The organism is Micromonospora sp. NPDC023888, assembly GCF_040639415.1.
In the GTDB taxonomy this organism is placed as follows: Bacteria; Actinomycetota; Actinomycetes; order Mycobacteriales; family Micromonosporaceae; genus Micromonospora.
Genome location: NZ_JBEZZW010000001.1, coordinates 55168 through 71919, shown reverse-complemented (window position 1 = coordinate 71919; position 16752 = coordinate 55168). Strand labels below are relative to the sequence as shown.

Genomic DNA, 16752 nt, shown 5'->3' with positions numbered 1-16752 from the left:
TCGTTGATGCATCAGCGACAGTACGACGAGAGGAAGAACCCGATGCGGTTCCACCGACAGCACCACCCGATGCACGAGGCCCGGATGCGGGGATTCGGCTTCCCGCCGATCCCGCCCGGTCCGCACGAGCACGGACACGGCGGCCCCTGGGGCGGTCGAGGCCGTGGCCGGGGTCGGGGCCGACGCCCCAACGTCCGAGCTGCCGTGCTGGCTCTGCTCACCGAGCGGCCGATGCACGGTTACGAGATGATCCAGGAGATCGACTCCCGCACCGGCGGTGCGTGGCGGCCGAGTCCGGGCTCGATCTACCCCACCCTCCAGCTGCTGGAGGACGAGGGTGTGATCGTCGCCAGCACGGAGGAGTCCGGCGGCGGGCGGAAGCGGTTCACGGTCACCGAGGCCGGCCAGGCCGAGGCCACCGAGGCCGCGCAGACCCCGGCGTGGGCGGACGTCGCCCAGGGCACCGTGAACAGTTGGCACGACATCCGCGACTCCGGCGCGCAGGCGATGAACGCCCTGCGTCAGGTGATGATGAACGGCACCGACGACCAGCGTGAGCGGGCCGCCCAGGTGCTCGACGAGACCCGGCGCAAGCTGTACGCGATCCTCGCCGAATCCGAGTGACGCGCCAAGCCAGCACAGACGAAAGCGGCCGTTCCCCGCACGGGGAACGGCCGCTTTTCCACATGCAGAATCAGTGCACGGTGACGGTCGGGCCGCTGATCAGCCCACGCAGTTCCTCGGGCAGCTCGGCGCCCATCTCGTCGGCGATCCGCAGCGCCTCCTCGATGAGCGTCTCCACGATCTGCGCCTCGGGCACCGTCTTGACGACCTTGCCCTTGACGAAGATCTGGCCCTTGCCGTTGCCGGAGGCGACGCCCAGGTCGGCCTCACGGGCCTCACCGGGACCGTTGACGACGCAGCCCATCACGGCGACCCGCAGCGGCACCGGCAGCCCTTCCAGGCCCGCGGTGACCTCCTCGGCGAGCTTGTAGACGTCCACCTGGGCGCGTCCGCAGGACGGGCAGGAGACGATCTCCAGGCCCCGCTCACGCAGGCCCAGCGACTCCAGGATCTGGTTGCCGACCTTGATCTCCTCGACCGGCGGGGCGGACAGCGACACCCGGATGGTGTCGCCGATCCCCTCGGCGAGCAGGGCACCGAAGGCGACAGCCGACTTGATGGTGCCCTGGAAGGCCGGGCCGGCCTCGGTGACGCCCAGGTGCAGCGGGTAGTCACACTGCTCGGCGAGCTGCCGGTACGCGCGGATCATGACGACCGGGTCGTTGTGCTTGACCGAGATCTTGATGTCGCGGAAGCCGTGCTCCTCGAACAGCGAGCACTCCCACAGCGCCGACTCGACGAGCGCCTCGGCGGTGGCCTTGCCGTACTTGGCGAGCAGCCGCTTGTCCAGCGAGCCGGCGTTGACGCCGATCCGGATCGGCACCCCCGCGTCCCCGGCGGCGCGAGCGATCTCCTTGACCTTGTCGTCGAACTGGCGGATGTTGCCCGGGTTGACCCGGACGGCCGCACAGCCGGCGTCGATCGCGGCGAAGACGTACTTGGGCTGGAAGTGGATGTCGGCGATCACCGGGATCTGGGACTTCTTGGCGATCGCGGGCAGCGCCTCGACGTCGTCCTGGGAGGGCACGGCCACCCGGACGATCTGGCAGCCGGACGCGGTCAGCTCGGCGATCTGCTGGAGTGTGGCGTTGACGTCGGAGGTGAGGGTCGTGGTCATCGACTGCACGGACACCGGCGCGCCGCCACCGACCGGCACCGAACCAACCATGATCTGGCGGCTGGCCCGACGGGGAGCGAGCGGCGGGGGCGGCACGGCGGGCATACCGAGACTGATAGCTGTCACTTCAGGCACTCACCTTGAGAAGAGCGTGATGGGGTTGACGACGTCCGCGGCGATGGTCAGCAGCGTGAACGCGCCGCCGATCAGGATCACCACGTACGTGAAGGGCATCAGTTTGAGGTAGTCCACCCGACCGGGGTCGGTCCGGCCGATCCGCGCGTAGACCCAGGAGCGGGCCCGTTCGAACCAGGCGATGGCGATGTGGCCGCCGTCCACCGGCAGCAGCGGCAGCAGGTTGAACACGCCGATGAAGAAGTTCAGCGACACGAAGAGCATGAAGAAGACCAGCCAGGCGTTGTTCTGCACCGCCTCGCCGCCGAGCCGGCTGGCACCGACCACGCTGATCGGGGTGTCGGCGTCCCGTTCGCCGCCGGTGAGGGCGGTCCACAGGGCGGGGACCTTCTGCGGGAGGCGTTGGAGCGCCTGCGCGGTGCCGACGGCCAGGTCACCGGTGAAGTCGGCGGTCGCGCCGAAGGCTCCGGCCGGCCCGTACGTCACCCGGGTCGGGGTGCTGGGGACGAGCCCGACGCCGAGCGCGGCCACCGGCACGGCGGCGCCGCTCGGGTCGTCGAGCGGCGGACGCTGGGTCTGCGCGAGCACGGTGCTGGTGCTGCCCGGCTGCCCGTCACGGACGTACTGGATCTGCGCGGTCTCCCCCGGCTTGAGACTGCGCAGGGTGGTGAGCAGGTCGCCGTAGTTGCCGATCGGGGTGCCGTTGATCGAGGTGATCCGGTCACCGTCGCGTAGCTGCGCCTGGGCCGCCGGGCTGGCCGCGTCGGCGGACGTGCACGCCCGCACCGCGTTCTCCGGCACCACGCACTGGCTGAGCTGGATCACGGCGGGCTCCTTGCGGGCCTCCGTGTCGGTGGTGGGGAAGTCCGGGTTGGGCAGGCCGGCGGAGACGGCGAGGATCCAGATCGTGACCAGGGCGAGCGCGAAGTGCGTGATCGACCCGGCGGCCATCACGATGGTGCGCTTCCACACCGGGTAGCGCCACATCACCCGCGACTCGTCGCCCGGCTCGACGTCGTCGTCCTGCGGGGTCATCCCGACGATCTTGCAGAAGCCGCCGAGCGGGATGCCCTTGACGCCGTACTCGGTTTCGCCGCGCTTGAACGACCAGATGGTGGGGCCGAAACCGACGAAGAACTTGGTGACCTTCATCCCGAACGCCTTGGCGGTCACCATGTGACCCGCCTCGTGCAGACTCACCGAGATGAGGATGGCCAGGGCGAAGAGGACCACCCCGAGCAGGTACGACATCAAGCTCCTTCCACCGAACCCGCGATGATCTCCTGCGCGTGCGCGCGTGCCCACGATTCGGCCGCGAGCACGTCCTCGACGGTACCTGGTTCGCCGAAGTCCGGAGCGTCCTCCAACACGCGTTCGAGGGTGTCGACGATGCCGAGGAACGGCAGCCGGCCGGCCACGAACGCCTCGACGCACTCCTCGTTCGCCGCGTTGTAGATCGCCGGACGGGAGCGTCCGGCCTCCCCGGCGGCCTTGGCCAGGGCGACGGCCGGGAACGCCACGTCGTCAAGCGGGGCGAACTCCCAGGTGTGCGCGGCCGTCCAGTCGACGGCGGTGGCGGCCTCGGGCACCCGGTCCGGCCAGCCGATGCCGAGCGCGATGGGCAGCCGCATGTCCGGTGGGCTGGCCTGGGCGATCGTGGAGCCGTCGACGAACTCGACCATCGAGTGGATCACCGACTGCGGGTGCACCATCACGGTGATGTCGGCGTACGGCACGTCGAACAGCTCGTGCGCCTCGATCACCTCAAGCGCCTTGTTGACCATGGTGGCCGAGTTGATCGTGACGACGGGTCCCATGTTCCAGGTCGGGTGGGCGAGCGCCTGCTCCGGTGTGACCTGCGTCAACTCGTCGCGCCGTCGACCCCGGAACGGGCCGCCGCTGGCCGTGACGATCAGCCGCCGCACCTCGCCGCGCGACCCGGACCGCAGGCACTGGGCCAGCGCCGAGTGCTCCGAGTCGACCGGCACGATCTGCCCCGGCCGCGTCACCGCGGCCCTGACCAGCGGGCCGCCGGCCACGAGGGACTCCTTGTTGGCCAGGGCGAGGGTACGACCACCGCGCAGCGCGGCCAGCGTCGGAGCGAGGCCCAGCGAGCCGACCACCCCGTTGAGCACGATGTCGCACGGCCACTGGGCCAGCTCGGTCATCGCGTCCGGGCCGGCCACGATCTTGGGAAGCTTGAAGTCGCCGGTGGCCCAGCCTCGTCGGCTCGCCTCGGCGTAGAACGCGAGCTGGAGGTCCTGCGCGGCGGACGCCTTGGCCACCCCGACCGCCTCGACACCCAGTTCGAGGGCCTGCGCGGCGAGCAGTTCGACGTTGCCGCCGCCGGCACCCACGGCGACCACCCGGAACCGGTCCGGGTTGCGCCGGACGATGTCGATGGCCTGCGTGCCGATCGAACCGGTGGACCCGAGCAGAACGAGGTCGCGGGGGGAAGTCACCCGGCCATTCTCCCCCACCGTCACTGAACGCCCGCTGGGAGCCTCAGCCCTCCCCGCCCGGTGCTTCCGCCCCGCCCCGCGCCGGCGCCGGCGCTTGATCAACTCGGCTTCAAGGAAGCCGGGCTATCCCCGGCACCCGGACACCCCGACTTCAACGGAACCGTGTCGATCAAGCGTTGTCGTCAGAGGAGTCGCTAATGATTGAGTCCGGGGGTGCCTCCTCGCCGAGCAGGTCGGCCGGATCGATGGAGAACTCGAACGGCTCCCGCATGACGAAGCGCGTCCCGGCCGCAGCGGCAGCCACCGGCCGGTACTCCCCCTCGGTCAGCTCGTACAACGCTATGGTGGGCACCCGATTGCGCAGGTCTACCCGGAGGAAGAAGGGCACGCGGGCGGCGGCGTACTCGCGTGGGCGGTCGATGATGTCCTTGCGCCGGTTTCCGGGGGAGACGATCTCCCCGAGAAGCACGGCGTGCCCGATGTTCATCGTCGTGCGACCGCCGCCCGGAGCGTCGAGAATGACGATGTCCGGGATGAAAAGATCCTGGCCCGAGACGATGTTCGTCTCCAGATAGAGCCACAGCTTTGCTCGGCGGGCCGCCTGCTTCAGCAGATAGGCGAGATCCAGCTCCGCGTCCTGATGGTCGTACCCGGCATGTGGTGTCACGATCACGCTTCCGCTCAGGACCTCAACCTTGGGGCCGTTGGTCTCCGGCAACAGGTCGAGGGCGAGCTGGGCGGTCCACGGCTCGTCGTGCCACCGCAGCACGTCGAATGACGGCTCGGTGTGCTGCGGCGCCGGCTCCGGCACGAACGCTGCCTGGGCCATCCGGGCTCACCCCCTCAGCGGGACATTCTGCTCAGCTCAGCCTAACCACCGTCGCCCCAGTTGTGCGTCATCGCACAGCCAGTGCGTCATTGAGGGCTACCCGAACTCATGACCTCCCGGCCTTTCGCGTATGACACCAGGTCACCTACCCTCCAGCGCGCCGCGCCTGATCCCGCAGTTCCGGCGGAAGCTTATCCGAGACAGCCATTTCGAGGATAAGCAATCGAAGCGCCTCTTGATCGAAATCCTCGCGCCGAACCATCTCCATAGCCCACATTGCGGCTAACTCCATCCAGTATGACCGCCCGGACTTCCACGCCGTCTCCACTGTCAGTTCGATGAGTTTCTCAGGGGTTGGAACGCCGCCCTGACTGAGAGACTCCCACGAACGAGAAAGATCGACCAAGCATGCAGCGAGGTCACGCTCCATATACGGCCACATGGGAACGAATCCCGATCCTTCAAGGGAGGACCGCCCTTCCGACTCCACGCCTACGCCGATCCGGCCATCGGGCATGATCCCAATCCACGCCCCGTCCCCCCGATACACCACCGGGATCCACTTTCCCATCTCAACCCCACGGCCTGTAGTCGAACTCAATCCCTCGATCGCTCACAAATTTCTGGAACTGCTGGCGAATAACATCCGTCCACCTGCGGCCATCGTGACCCCTACTTTCCGTGAACACCCGGCAGCCGTCATCTCCGAAGAGCGGGCCGAGTGGGTCACCGGGTTGTTGTGGGCATACACGAACCCGTTGGACTGGGCCGAGTCGGTCAGGCCCACGGATCTACGCCGGCATCGCCGTGTCGCACAGGCAGATTTCCGCGTACGTGCCGCCCTGGTGGTCGCCTTACCGGACACCGAGAGTGACAGGCCGTCCTTTTGTAGCGGACGAGGAGTTCCTCGGACGGCAGGCTGCCGACCGCCGGCAGTGTGGTCGACTCGCGCAGACCGGTGTCGTTGCAGCCCGCACCCTCCTCAGAAATCGCGGGGGACTAACCGGACCTGCGACAGATCTTGGAGGGAAACCGCCCCTCCCGGGGCCGGATTCTTCCAAGATCTCGGTGAACGAGTGGCGCGAAGGGCTCAGCGGCGGTTGTTCAACTGCCTCGCGCGGGCTGACGCGATGAAGGCGGCCCAGGCCGACTCGGTGAAGGTCAATTCTGGCCCCTGCCGGTCCTTGCTGTCGCGCACGCCGATCGCGTCGGCGAACCCGGCCACCTCGACGCAGTCGCCCTCGCTGCCGGACCGGGACGACGTGCGCCAGACTCCGTCACGCACCATCTGTCATCTCCTTCGCTATCGCCGCGATCAGCTCGCGGGACTCGTCGGCGCTGAGCGCCCGCTCGCCCAGGGAGCGCCACGCGTCCTCGTAGATCTCGATCTCGTGGGTCTTGTCAAGGTAGACCGCGCCGCACGGACCGTCCATGTAGATCGTCGTCGGCTCCGGCTCGCGCACCTCCGCCGGAAAGTCGAGCATGGTGAAGGTGCCGGCCTGCGCCCAGCGGACCAGGCCGGCATCGAACGGCAACACCCGGACGCCGATGTTGTGCTGCCGTGACGACACCACAAGCGACTCCAGTTGTCGGGCCATCGCCGACCTGTCGCGCAGCGGACGGCGCAGCACCGCCTCGCTCAGGATGACGTCGAGGCGCGGAGCGCGAGGTATGGCCCGAGCCAGCAGGCGTTGCCGGCGGAGCCGCACGTCGACCTTGGCCTGACGCTCCGACTCGCCCAGTTGCGGCTGGTCGGTGGCGATCAGCTCGGCCATGTACTCGACCGTCTGCAACAGACCCGGGATGAGATCGGCCTCGTACTTGCGGATGCGGATCGCGGCGGCTTCCAGGCCGACGTACAGCTTGAACCAGTCCTTGATCGCCTCGCCGTAGCTGTGCCACCAGCCGTGCGCCTTGGTCTCGCGGGCCAGCGCCCGCATCGTCTCGATCGTCTCCGGGGACGCGCCGTAGACCCGACACATGGCCGCCACGTCGTTCGGGTGCATGGAGACCTGGCCGGTCTCGTAGCGCCAGATCCGCGGTGCTGACCATTCCAATTCCTTGGCCGCCGCGGTAACCGTCACATACGCATTTTCGCGAAGCTCTCTCAGATATCTGCCGAGCTGCCTCCGTGGGACCGTGCTCCCAGAATCGTCCACGTCATCTCCCTGGCTGTCGGCGCGTAAGACACCTCATCCCTTGGTCCGCATTCTGCTCCGAAAGATTGCGCTAGGCCAGCATCGGAATGACCCTCGTTGATGACCAGCAACCGCGAACATCCCACCGAAGGACGGCCATGGAACCGACCGACGAACTGCCATTGCCGCCCTACGTAACCAAAGAGGACGTCGTGTTCGCGCTACGGGCGGTCAGCGTGCACGCCGCCGTGCAGCGACCCGACGGTGAGCGCTGCCGCAAGGACGACGCTCGACACCCGTGCCGGCTACACCGCTGGGGCCGTCGCGTCCTGCACAAGCGGGGCCTGACCGACGGGCAGATCCAGACGCTGGTCGCTGGAGGAACGGTGATCCTGCCATGAGCTTCGCGACCGGGCAACGCTGGATCATCCACCTGCCGACCACGCTGACCAGCCTCGACGAGGCCACCGCGCTGGCCGTGGCACTGCGCGACTCGCTCGGTCACCTCGCCGTCGTCGACTTCGGCGAGACGACGCTCAGCGAGGAGGACGCGCAGTTTCTGCGTACCCGAGTGTTTTGTGACGCCCGGCTCGGCGGCGTCGGCCGGTGCCGGCGTCCCGACGCCCACGACGGCCCCTGCGGGCAGGCCGACCACCGCGGGTGACCCGACGCCAACCATGGCCGACCGTCATGATCATGCGGCTGATCGACGGATGGCCCCGGGTTTCCTGCTCCGCGAGCATCGGCGGCGATCACGGTCAAACACGGAGGGGACCACATGAACCAGAAGCTTCAGGCGCGCGCGTTCGAGCGGGTGGCGTCGATCCTGCAACCGGGGGAACAGCCGGTCACCGCGACCCGGGCGTTGGTCGGGAAATTCTCGGCCGGTCGACTCGGGACGGTCGTCTCGCAGGGACTGATCACCGCGGGCGCCGGGGCGGTGGGCCACGCGCTGACGCGGACGAAGAAGCAGTTCGTCGTCCTCACCGACCAGCGGCTGATCTTTCTGCCGCAGACCTTCTTCGGCGGGCCCGGCACCGGTGTGCTCGGCGAGGTGCCCCGGGAACACGTCGCGCTCGCCGAGGCGAAGATGGGCGTCGTGAGCCTGCTGCGCATCGCCTTCGGCGACGCGGGAGACGGCATCACCCTGACCTTCCCCCGGGTGGACAAGAAGAACGCCGAGGCCCTCGCGGCAGCCCTGGCACCGGTGCCGACAGCCTGATCGGGCGAGCGGTAGAACGGCGCATCGCCCGGAGCCCGTCGCCGTCGCGGGCCCGACCGGACATCCGCCCGGCCCGGCGTGCTTCGGCCCGGCCGCCGCGGCGCAAGGCGGTGATCGACTCGGGCTTACGGAAGTCGGGGTGTCCCCGGCAGTGGGACACCCCGACTTCCTGGAAAACCGTGTGGATCAGGGAGTGATGACGAACTGTGAGCCCGGCTGGATGACGATGTTGCCGTCGGCCGAGTTGGTGATCGTCACGTTGGTCAGGTTGGCGTTACCGCGTGCGCCGCTCATCGCCAGGATGCCGGCGCCGTTGTTGGACTTGTCGATCCGCACGTTGGTGATGGCGACGTTCGGCATGTTGCCGCCGCCGTTCTTGAACTGGATGCCGTCGAACGTGGAGTCGATGATGTCGGTGTCGCGGATGGTGACGCCGACGATGTCCCGGGTGGCCGGGAAGAGGGTGATGGCACCGAACTCCTGGTCCTCGTTCCAGAACGCGCCACCGGTGCGGTAGAGCCCGTTGTTGGCGATCAGCGTCGTGCCGGAGAACGGCAGCGGGTCGTGGTCGGTCGCCAGCATGATGCCTGGGTAGTTCGCGGTGTCGTAGATCAGGTTGTTCTCGATCGAGTTGTCGTAGCCGCCGTAGATGGCGATGCCGTTCGCCCGCCAGGGCAACTGGATGGTGTTGTTCACGAAGTGGTTGTCGTGGGCGATGTCGACGTTGCGGTCCTTGACGTACGGGTTGGCCCAGACGGCCAGGGCGTCGTCACCGGTGGTGCGGAACGACGAGTTGAACACCCGCGAGTTACGCGTGCCGTTGCTGAAGTTGATGCCGTCGGCGTACGTGTCGCGGATGCGCATGCCGCTGAACTCCAGCCCGTCGGCCGGCCCCCACAGGTCGGGGATGTTGTCGTAGTCGCGACCCACCCAGACACCCACGTTGGCGTGCTCGATCCACACGTTGCTGATCTTCGTGCCGGTGCCGAAGCGACCGTTCAGACCCACGCCGCCCTCGCCGTTGCCGTCGCCGCCACGGATGCGACCCGAGCCGAAGATGGCGATGTCGGAGATCTGGGTGTTCTTGTCGATGTCGAAGCCGAAGTTGCCCTCGTGCGGGTGGTTGATTCCGCCCACCACGTTCTGCGGCTCGGTGAGCGTGTAGAGCTGCGAGTGCCACATGCCGGCGCCTCGGATGGTGACGTTGCTGATGCCCACCTGGTTGTGCGTACCCCGGTTCAGCGGGTCGTCGGTGAGGATCTTCTGCTCCTGCCGCCACTGCCCGGCGGGGATCCAGACGCAGCCGATGACACCGTTCTGGTCGTCGGTCACCGCCCGCTGGATGGCGGCGGTGTCGTCGAGCCCGTCGTTGGGGACCGCGCCGTACGAGGTGATCGAGGTGCAGCCGGCCGGCTGGCTCGCCGCCGGGGCCACCTGCTCCAGGTCGATCATGTCGATGACGTAGAAGGACGCGGTGTCACCCGAGTCGCGTTGCAACTTGAACCGGGTGCCGGCCGGGTACGACTGCGCCAGCAGCGCGTTCGACTCGTCGAAGAGCCGGCGGGCGTCGGCCTGCGGGGTGTTGGTGAGCGCCTCCGGCCCGTCGGTGTTGCCGTAGAGCCAACTGTGCTTCGACGACAGGGTCAGCTTGCGGGAGAAGACGTCGTTGACGTAGAGGCTGATGGTCGCCTCGATGCCACCGCCACCGGGCGCGTCCGGGATGGAGTTGCGCACCACTATGGAGTTGGCCTGGTTGGCCGAGGTGAACTCGACGAACTGGCCGGTGCCGGTGAGCCGTACCGACTTGCGGCCGGAGGACTCGCTGGCGAAGTTGGTGTGCCCGAAGGTGCGCAGCGGGTCGGCCTCCAGCAGCGTGCCCTGGTAACGGCCGGCCTCCGCCTCGTAGGAGACGTACGGGACGGCAGCGCCGCGCCCGACCACTATCGACTGGCTGAACGCGTTGTTCGTCTCGTTGGTCTCGGTGACCACGTTCGTGGCGTCGGCGGTGGCGGTGATGGTGGCGCCCCCGCTGGTGGCGGTCCAGCTTCCGGTGACGGCCACGGTGGCCGTCGCGCCGGCGGCGATCGAGGCGGTGTTCGTGTTGAGCGTGGTGCCGCCGACCACCAACCGGGTGACGGTGGTCGCGCCGGTCGCGGTGGTGCCCCGGTTGCGCACCGCCACGGTGAACGTGACTGACGCACCGACGGCCGGGTTCGGCGGGTTCGAGGCGATGCTGAGCACCTGGAGATCCGGCCCCGGGGCCTGCGCCACCACCAGCGGCGACGCCGCCGTCAGGCTGTTGTTGCCGTTGTTCTGCTCGACGATCGTGTTCGTCGGGTCCACCACCGCAGTGACGGCGTAGCTGCCCATCGGGCGGGTGCCCGCGTTGAACGACACGGTGGTCGAGGCACCGGCGGCGAGCGCGCCCACCGTGGCACTGCCGACGACCGCGCCGGCCAGGCTGAAGTTCACCGAGGTGGCACCGGCCGACGCCGACCCGATGTTCTGCACCACGGCCGAGAGGGTGACCGCGCTGACCTCGCTGGGCGAGGTCGGCGACCAGGTCACCGAGCTGACCACCAGGTCCGGGTTGGGTGCCGGCGTGCCGCACACCTCAAGCTCGGCCACCTGCCCGGACGGGGCACCGGTGTTGCCGGTGAACCGCAACTGCACGTCCGCGGTGGTCGCGCTGACCGGGATGCTCACCACGTTGGTGCCCTGGACGAACTGGTAGGCCGCCGCCGGTACCAGACTGGTGTACACCGACGACGCCTGGTCGCGGCCGAGGACCTGGATGGTCTGGGTACGGGTGCCCCACGACGAGTCCGGGTTGAGCTTCACGGTGACGGCGGAGATCGAGTGGTTCGCGCCGAGCGCCACCGTCAGGTTCTGCGGGTAGCTGGCCGCGCCCTCCCAGTAGGTGCCGAGTTGCCCGTCGTTCGCCTTGTCGGGGGTGAAGCTGAAGGTGGAGCCGCTCGCCGTCATGGCCTTGCCCGATGCCACGTTGGTGCAGGCGGGCGGGTTGGTGCCGGTCCGGGTGACGGTGTTGCTGGTGCCGGACAGGTTGCCCGCGCCGTCCCGGGCGCGCACGTAGTACGACACGGTCGCCGTCGCGGGCTGGGTGTCCTGGTAGGTGAGGACGGTGCCCAGCGTCGCGATCAGGTTGCCGCCCCGGTAGACGTTGTAGCCGGCGAGCCCGCTGCCACCGGAGTCGGTGGACGCGCCCCAGGTGAGCGTGATCGTGCTGCCCGACGTGCTCTGCGACAGCGTCCCCGGGGTGCTCGGCGCGGTGGTGTCACCACTGCCCGTGCGGGTCACCGTGTTGCTGTTGCCGGAGAGGTTGCCGGCGGCGTCACGTGCCCGGACGTAGTAGGACACGGTCGCCGTGGCCGGCTGGGTGTCGTTGAAGGTGGTCACGTTCCCGACGGACTGGAGGAACGCGCCGTTGCGGTAGACGTCGTAGCCGGCGATGCCGCTGCCGCCCGCGTTGTCTGTCGACGCGACCCAGTTGAGGCTGATGGTGGTGCCCGACTGGGTGTACGAGAGGTTGCCCGGCACGCTCGGCGCGGTGGTGTCCGGGGTGGTGCCGCCGCTGCCGTACACCTCCAGCTCGGAGAGCTGCCCGGCCGGCCAGCCGCTGTTGGCGGTGACGGTGATCCGGACGTAGCGGGTGGCGGTCTGGCTGACGTTGATCGTGACCGTGTTGCCGCTCGCCGGGTTGAAGGTGTACGTCTGCGACCCGACCAGTGTGGTGAACGACGATCCGTTGGTGCTGCCCTGCACGCTCAGCGTCTGCGTCCGGGTCCCCCACCCGGAGGTCGGCAGCTTCAGCACCACCTGGTTGACGCTCTGCGACGAGCCGAGATCGACCTGCACCCACTGCGGGAAGGCGTTGTTGACGCTCTCCCAGTAGCTGCCCGCGTTGCCGTCGACGACCTTCGACGAGTCGTAGACGTCAGCGTGGCCGCTCTCCTGGGTGGGGCGGCCCTGGGCGAGGTTGGTGGCCGCCGCGGCGAAGCCGGCGCCCGGTGCTGCTGCCGGCTCGGTGGGGCGGGCGGCGACGGCCGGGGTCGCGACGGCGGTCGCCCCGGCCGTGGCGATCAGCGCGGCGACGGCCGTGGCCGCCACCATCCTGAACAGATTCGTTCGTCTCATCACTGTCCTTGTCGTCGGGGGACGGTTGCCGCGGTGGCTGGACCACGGGGGTGGGGTGCGGCGGTGCAGCGCCGGCCGACGCGAGCGGGCCGGTGTCGAGAGAGACGGGGTGGCACGGGCGGCACGGGGGCGCCGCTCGTCCGGGAAACACCAGACGGGTACGACCATCAACGGGCCTCCCCAGGAGGCCCGTTGAATCTTCCGATAGCGTGCGCAGAACGTGCACGCCTTTGTCGAAATCTTGCATTACTTTGGCCCAAAGGTTACTGACGTGCTACCGGAGCGTCAACACTTCGACCATCGTGACTATTGACGGACTTGTCTGCCCTGGAAGCCGCCGCCCCTGCTGACCTGCCCACAATTTCGGGGAAGGTGCCACCTCCCGACGACTGGAGGCCACACCTTCCCCGAAGTTGCGCGGATCTTGCGTCAGGTCGTACCGGAACGATCAGGCAACTGGTGCCGTCAGGACGAAGGTCTCCAGCAACTCTCCGCCGTACCAGTCGGTGCGCTGGCCCACATGGCTCATGCCCAGCCTCCGAGCGACAGCCATCGACGGCTCGTTGCCCGGCGACACGAGCGCGTAGATCTCCGAGGTGCCGGCGGCGAACTCCCGCGTCAGGAGCGCCCGGGCCGCCTCGGTGGCGTAGCCGTGACCCCACGAATCCGGGTGCAGATGCCAGCCCGTCTCGATGTCCTCGGTGAGCTGCGTCTCGGGCGTTCCGGGCAGCGGCTTGAGCAACACCGTGCCCGCCACCAGCCCGGTCTCGCGTACCTCGATCGCCCAGGTGCCGTAGCGGCCGCCGTCGTCGGCGTGCCGGTCCCGCCAGATCTGCAACCGCTCGGCGGCCTGCGCCGGGTCGGTCATCGGCAGGCCCGGCGACACGGCCAGCCACCGGGTGATGTCGGGGCGGGAGTAGATGTCGTAGATCCGGGCCAGGTCGGCCGGATCGTCGGTCCAGTCGCGCAGGATGAGACGTTCGGTGGTGAGAACAGTCATGACAGGCGATCTTAGGGAGTGGCGGACCCGACGAGAGGGAAAGAGATCGCGATGGGCGGCGGATGGCAGCGGGCGAAGCGGATCACCAGTGCCGCGTTCCGTCCGGTGCGCGGACGGGACCTGTCGCTGCACGCCGCCGCGATCACCTTCTACGGCGCGATCGCGGTGGTGCCCGTCGCCCTGCTGGCGATCTGGCTCACCGCGCTGGTGGCCGGAGCCGACCGGGTGCGCCGGCTCACCTCGTACGCCGTGGAGGCCCTGCCCACCGCGATCGGCGCACCGCGGGCGGTGGAGGCGCTTGTCGACGCCGGGGTGGAGTTGACCCCGCTGCTGGCACTGGCCTCCCTCCTGCCCGCGTCGCTGTACGGCGAGGGTCTGCGCCGGGCGTTCGTCTCGGTTGCCGCACCCCGCTCCGACGAGCATCTGATCGGCTGGCGGGGCCGGCTGCTGTTGCTGCCCCTGCTCGCGCCGGCCCCCGCCCTGCTGCTGTCGATCCTGCTGGCGCTGCCGCTCACCACCCGACTCGTCCGCCAAGGCGGCTGGTTCGGTGTGCTCGGCGTGGTGCTGTCGTTCCTCGGGGTCTGGCTGGTGCTCACGCCCGTGCTGGTGTGGGTGTTCCGGGTGGTCGGTCCGGCGTCACCGGACTGGCTCTCCACAGTCGCGATCGGGTCGTTCACTGCGGCCAACCTCTCCGGTTTCCTGCACGGCTTCGTGCTCTTCGCCTCGCTCCCGCTGGACCTGGGCGCGCCGTTCGGCGGCTTCGACGACATCGGCGCCGGCGTGGCCGTGCTCCTCTGGCTCTACCTGTTCCACGTGATCGTCCTGGCCGGCTACTCCGCCACCCTGGCGCTCTCCCGCTGGCGAGCCACCCGACCCACCCCCACCCCGCCCCGGTGATCAAGAGGTTTGCGTCATTCGGCGGCCCTCCGCTGACGCAAACCTCTTGATCACCGCGGGCAGAGGACGGCGCGGACTAGGGTGGGGCGGCATGAGCAGTGAACTTCCCGGCCGCGCCGATGTGGTGATCGTCGGTGCCGGGCACAACGGTCTGGTCTCCGCCGTGCTGCTGGCCCGCGCCGGCCTGGACGTCCTGGTGCTGGAGGCCGCCGACGTGATCGGCGGCGCGACCCGCACCGAGAACCCGTTCCCGAAGGTGCCGGGGCTGCGGCACTCCACCGGCTCGTACCTGCTCGGGCTGATGCCGCCGGAGCTGCTCGCCACGCTCGACGTACGGATCCCGGTGCTGCGCCGCGACCCGCACTACTTCCTGCCCACGCCGGGTGGCCTCGGCTCGCCGTACCTGCTCTTCGGCAGCGACACCGCCGCCACCCGGGCGCAGCTCGCCGAGTTCTTCTCCCCCGCCGACGTGGCCGCCGACGACGCCATGCAGGCCGAGTTGGCCGCGCTGCGCGAGGACCTCGCACCGGCCTGGCTGGCCGAGCCGCTGACCGCCGAGGAGACCGCCGAGCGGCACGTGCGCCCGGCGCTGCGGCAGGTCTTCGTCGACCTCGTGCGGGGCTCGGTGGCCGACTACCTGGCCCGGTTCGAGTTCCGCTCCGAGCTGCTGGTCAGCATGTACGCGGTCACCGACGGGCTCTCCGGGCTCAACGCCGGCCCGGACGACAGCGGCACCGGCCACAACTTCCTCGTGCACAACATGTGTCGACTGCCCGGCTCGGGTGGCACCTGGATGATCGCCGAGGGCGGGATGGGCACCGTCTCCCGCACCTTCGCCGACGCCGCCCGCGCCGCCGGGGCGACCATCCGGACCGGTACGCCGGTGAGCGCGGTGACAGTGGACGGCGGCGCGGCCAGCGGAGTGGTGCTGGCCGACGGTCGGGAGGTCGCCGCCCGGGTGGTGCTCGGCGCGTGTGACCCGTACCGGCTGATGGACCTGTTGCCCGACGGCGCGCTCCCGGCGCCGCTCGGCGAACGGATGGCGGCGGTCCGCCGCCCCGGCACCACCCTGAAACTCAACCTGGCGCTCACCGGGCTGCCCCGCTTCTCCTGCCTGCCGGCCGGTGCGCCGAGCCCGTTCGGCTCGACCATCCACCTGCTGCCCGGCTCGGCGTCGCTCGTCGGCGGGGACGCCACCTCGCCGATGACCGCGCTGCGCGCCATGTGGGCGGATGTGCGAGCCGGGCGGCTGCCGGCGGAGCCGACGATCGAGTGGTACCTGCACACCACCGTCGACCCGTCGCTCTCCGACCCCGCCGGGCACCACTCGTCGGCGCTCTTCGTCCAGTCGGTCCCCTACGAGCTGGCCGGCACCACCTGGGACGCGGCGCTGCCCGGCTACGTCGACAGGCTCATCGGGATCGTCGAACGGTACGCCCCCGGCACCGGTGACCTGATCGCCGACGCGGTGCCGCTCCCCCCGCCCGGCATCGAGGCGCACTTCGGCATCACCGGCGGGCACATCCACCACGTCGACAACACCGTCTCGTTCACCGACCGGATGCCCTACGCCACAGGCATCGACGGCGTGTACGCCGGCAGCGCCGGCTGCCACCCGGCCGGCAGCGTCATCGGCGCCGCCGGCCACAACGCCGCCCGCCGCATCCTCGCCGACCTGGGGCGCTGACCGGTCCCCGCCGGGGATGGTGCGCGCGGGGGCACCCGCCGGCTGCGTCAAGCCGGCGGGTGCCGCGTCGTCACACCCCGTTCGGGCAGTAGGCGTAGTTGGACTGGTACACCGGACCAAGGTTGCCAGCGAACATCCAGCCGGACCGGTACTGACCGTTGACGTAGACGTCACCGTGGTACCAGACGTTTCCGACGTCGTTGTACAGGCGGCAGTCGATGGAGAACTCGGTGTTGCCGGGCACCGAGTACGAGCTGCATCCGGAGTACGGGCCCGTCCGCAGCGGCGACGACTTGCCACTGACGGTGTAGGCGTAGCCCGGGTCAGACGGCGTCCAGGCCTCCGAGTGGCAGGCGGCCGCGCTGACGACCGACCCTGCGGGCTGGGCGGTGGCGGGTGCGGCCCCGAAGACGAGCGCTGCTCCCACGGCGGCGGATGCGGCTGCGGTGATCCTGAGGATCGTTCGTGCTGACACGGTGACTCCCT

The 16752-nt window shown here is 69.4% G+C and carries 15 protein-coding genes; 6 read left to right on the top strand and 9 right to left on the bottom strand.

Going from position 1 to position 16752, the window contains the following annotated elements:
- Positions 1 to 42 precede the first annotated feature (42 nt).
- A complete protein-coding gene (locus tag AB0F61_RS00340) occupies positions 43 to 624 on the top strand; it encodes a PadR family transcriptional regulator (protein ID WP_357801588.1) in 582 nt (193 codons plus the stop codon).
- A gap of 70 nt (positions 625 to 694) precedes the next feature.
- Here the strand turns inward: AB0F61_RS00340 and ispG are convergent, their stop codons facing one another.
- From ispG to AB0F61_RS00310, 6 genes are all read right to left on the bottom strand, one after another.
- Complete coding sequence (gene ispG, locus AB0F61_RS00335; protein WP_357801586.1) at positions 695 to 1867, bottom strand: flavodoxin-dependent (E)-4-hydroxy-3-methylbut-2-enyl-diphosphate synthase; 1173 nt, start codon at positions 1865 to 1867, stop codon at positions 695 to 697.
- Positions 1868 to 1876: 9 nt separating this feature from the next.
- Positions 1877 to 3127, bottom strand: coding sequence for a site-2 protease family protein (locus tag AB0F61_RS00330; protein ID WP_357801584.1), 1251 nt, complete (start codon positions 3125 to 3127; stop codon positions 1877 to 1879).
- A complete protein-coding gene (gene dxr / locus AB0F61_RS00325; RefSeq protein WP_357801582.1) occupies positions 3127 to 4338 on the bottom strand; it encodes a 1-deoxy-D-xylulose-5-phosphate reductoisomerase in 1212 nt (403 codons plus the stop codon). The genes AB0F61_RS00330 and dxr overlap by 1 nt, the downstream gene beginning before the upstream one ends.
- Positions 4339 to 4507: 169 nt before the next feature.
- The gene (locus AB0F61_RS00320) at positions 4508 to 5167 is read right to left on the bottom strand and encodes a Uma2 family endonuclease (RefSeq protein WP_357801580.1); all 660 of its coding nucleotides are present in this window, start codon (positions 5165 to 5167) and stop codon (positions 4508 to 4510) included.
- A 1090-nt stretch (positions 5168 to 6257) separates the two neighbouring features.
- Complete coding sequence (locus AB0F61_RS00315) at positions 6258 to 6455, bottom strand: DUF397 domain-containing protein (RefSeq protein WP_357801578.1); 198 nt, start codon at positions 6453 to 6455, stop codon at positions 6258 to 6260.
- Positions 6445 to 7326 carry a helix-turn-helix transcriptional regulator gene (locus tag AB0F61_RS00310; RefSeq protein WP_357801576.1) on the bottom strand — a complete coding sequence of 294 codons (882 nt, stop codon included), beginning with the start codon at positions 7324 to 7326 and terminating at the stop codon, positions 6445 to 6447. Before AB0F61_RS00310 ends, AB0F61_RS00315 begins: the two co-directional genes overlap by 11 nt.
- 137 nt (positions 7327 to 7463) lie before the next feature.
- Between AB0F61_RS00310 and AB0F61_RS00305 the strand changes: the two genes are divergently transcribed.
- The 3 genes from AB0F61_RS00305 (at position 7464) to AB0F61_RS00295 (ending at position 8527) form a co-directional block, all read left to right on the top strand.
- A complete protein-coding gene (locus AB0F61_RS00305) occupies positions 7464 to 7706 on the top strand; it encodes a hypothetical protein (protein WP_357801575.1) in 243 nt (80 codons plus the stop codon).
- Entirely contained in the window at positions 7703 to 7969 is a 267-nt protein-coding gene (locus tag AB0F61_RS00300) for a hypothetical protein (protein WP_357801573.1), read from the top strand. Before AB0F61_RS00305 ends, AB0F61_RS00300 begins: the two co-directional genes overlap by 4 nt.
- A gap of 114 nt (positions 7970 to 8083) precedes the next feature.
- Positions 8084 to 8527 (top strand): hypothetical protein, encoded by a 444-nt coding sequence (locus tag AB0F61_RS00295; protein WP_357801571.1) that lies wholly within the window; start codon positions 8084 to 8086, stop codon positions 8525 to 8527.
- A 186-nt stretch (positions 8528 to 8713) separates the two neighbouring features.
- Here the strand turns inward: AB0F61_RS00295 and AB0F61_RS00290 are convergent, their stop codons facing one another.
- Both AB0F61_RS00290 and AB0F61_RS00285 read right to left on the bottom strand, forming a co-directional pair.
- Positions 8714 to 12682: a CARDB domain-containing protein gene (locus AB0F61_RS00290; protein WP_357801569.1), complete on the bottom strand. Its 3969-nt coding sequence runs from the start codon at positions 12680 to 12682 to the stop codon at positions 8714 to 8716.
- A 448-nt stretch (positions 12683 to 13130) separates the two neighbouring features.
- Positions 13131 to 13682 carry a GNAT family N-acetyltransferase gene (locus AB0F61_RS00285; protein WP_357801567.1) on the bottom strand — a complete coding sequence of 184 codons (552 nt, stop codon included), beginning with the start codon at positions 13680 to 13682 and terminating at the stop codon, positions 13131 to 13133.
- 51 nt (positions 13683 to 13733) lie between these two features.
- Between AB0F61_RS00285 and AB0F61_RS00280 the strand changes: the two genes are divergently transcribed.
- Positions 13734 to 14579: a YhjD/YihY/BrkB family envelope integrity protein gene (locus AB0F61_RS00280; protein ID WP_357801565.1), complete on the top strand. Its 846-nt coding sequence runs from the start codon at positions 13734 to 13736 to the stop codon at positions 14577 to 14579.
- Positions 14580 to 14670: 91 nt separating this feature from the next.
- Positions 14671 to 16266 carry an NAD(P)/FAD-dependent oxidoreductase gene (locus AB0F61_RS00275; protein WP_357801563.1) on the top strand — a complete coding sequence of 532 codons (1596 nt, stop codon included), beginning with the start codon at positions 14671 to 14673 and terminating at the stop codon, positions 16264 to 16266.
- 70 nt (positions 16267 to 16336) lie between these two features.
- On the opposite strand, the gene AB0F61_RS00270 is transcribed toward AB0F61_RS00275, so the two are convergent.
- The gene (locus AB0F61_RS00270; RefSeq protein ID WP_357801561.1) at positions 16337 to 16741 is read right to left on the bottom strand and encodes a hypothetical protein; all 405 of its coding nucleotides are present in this window, start codon (positions 16739 to 16741) and stop codon (positions 16337 to 16339) included.
- Positions 16742 to 16752 lie beyond the last annotated feature (11 nt).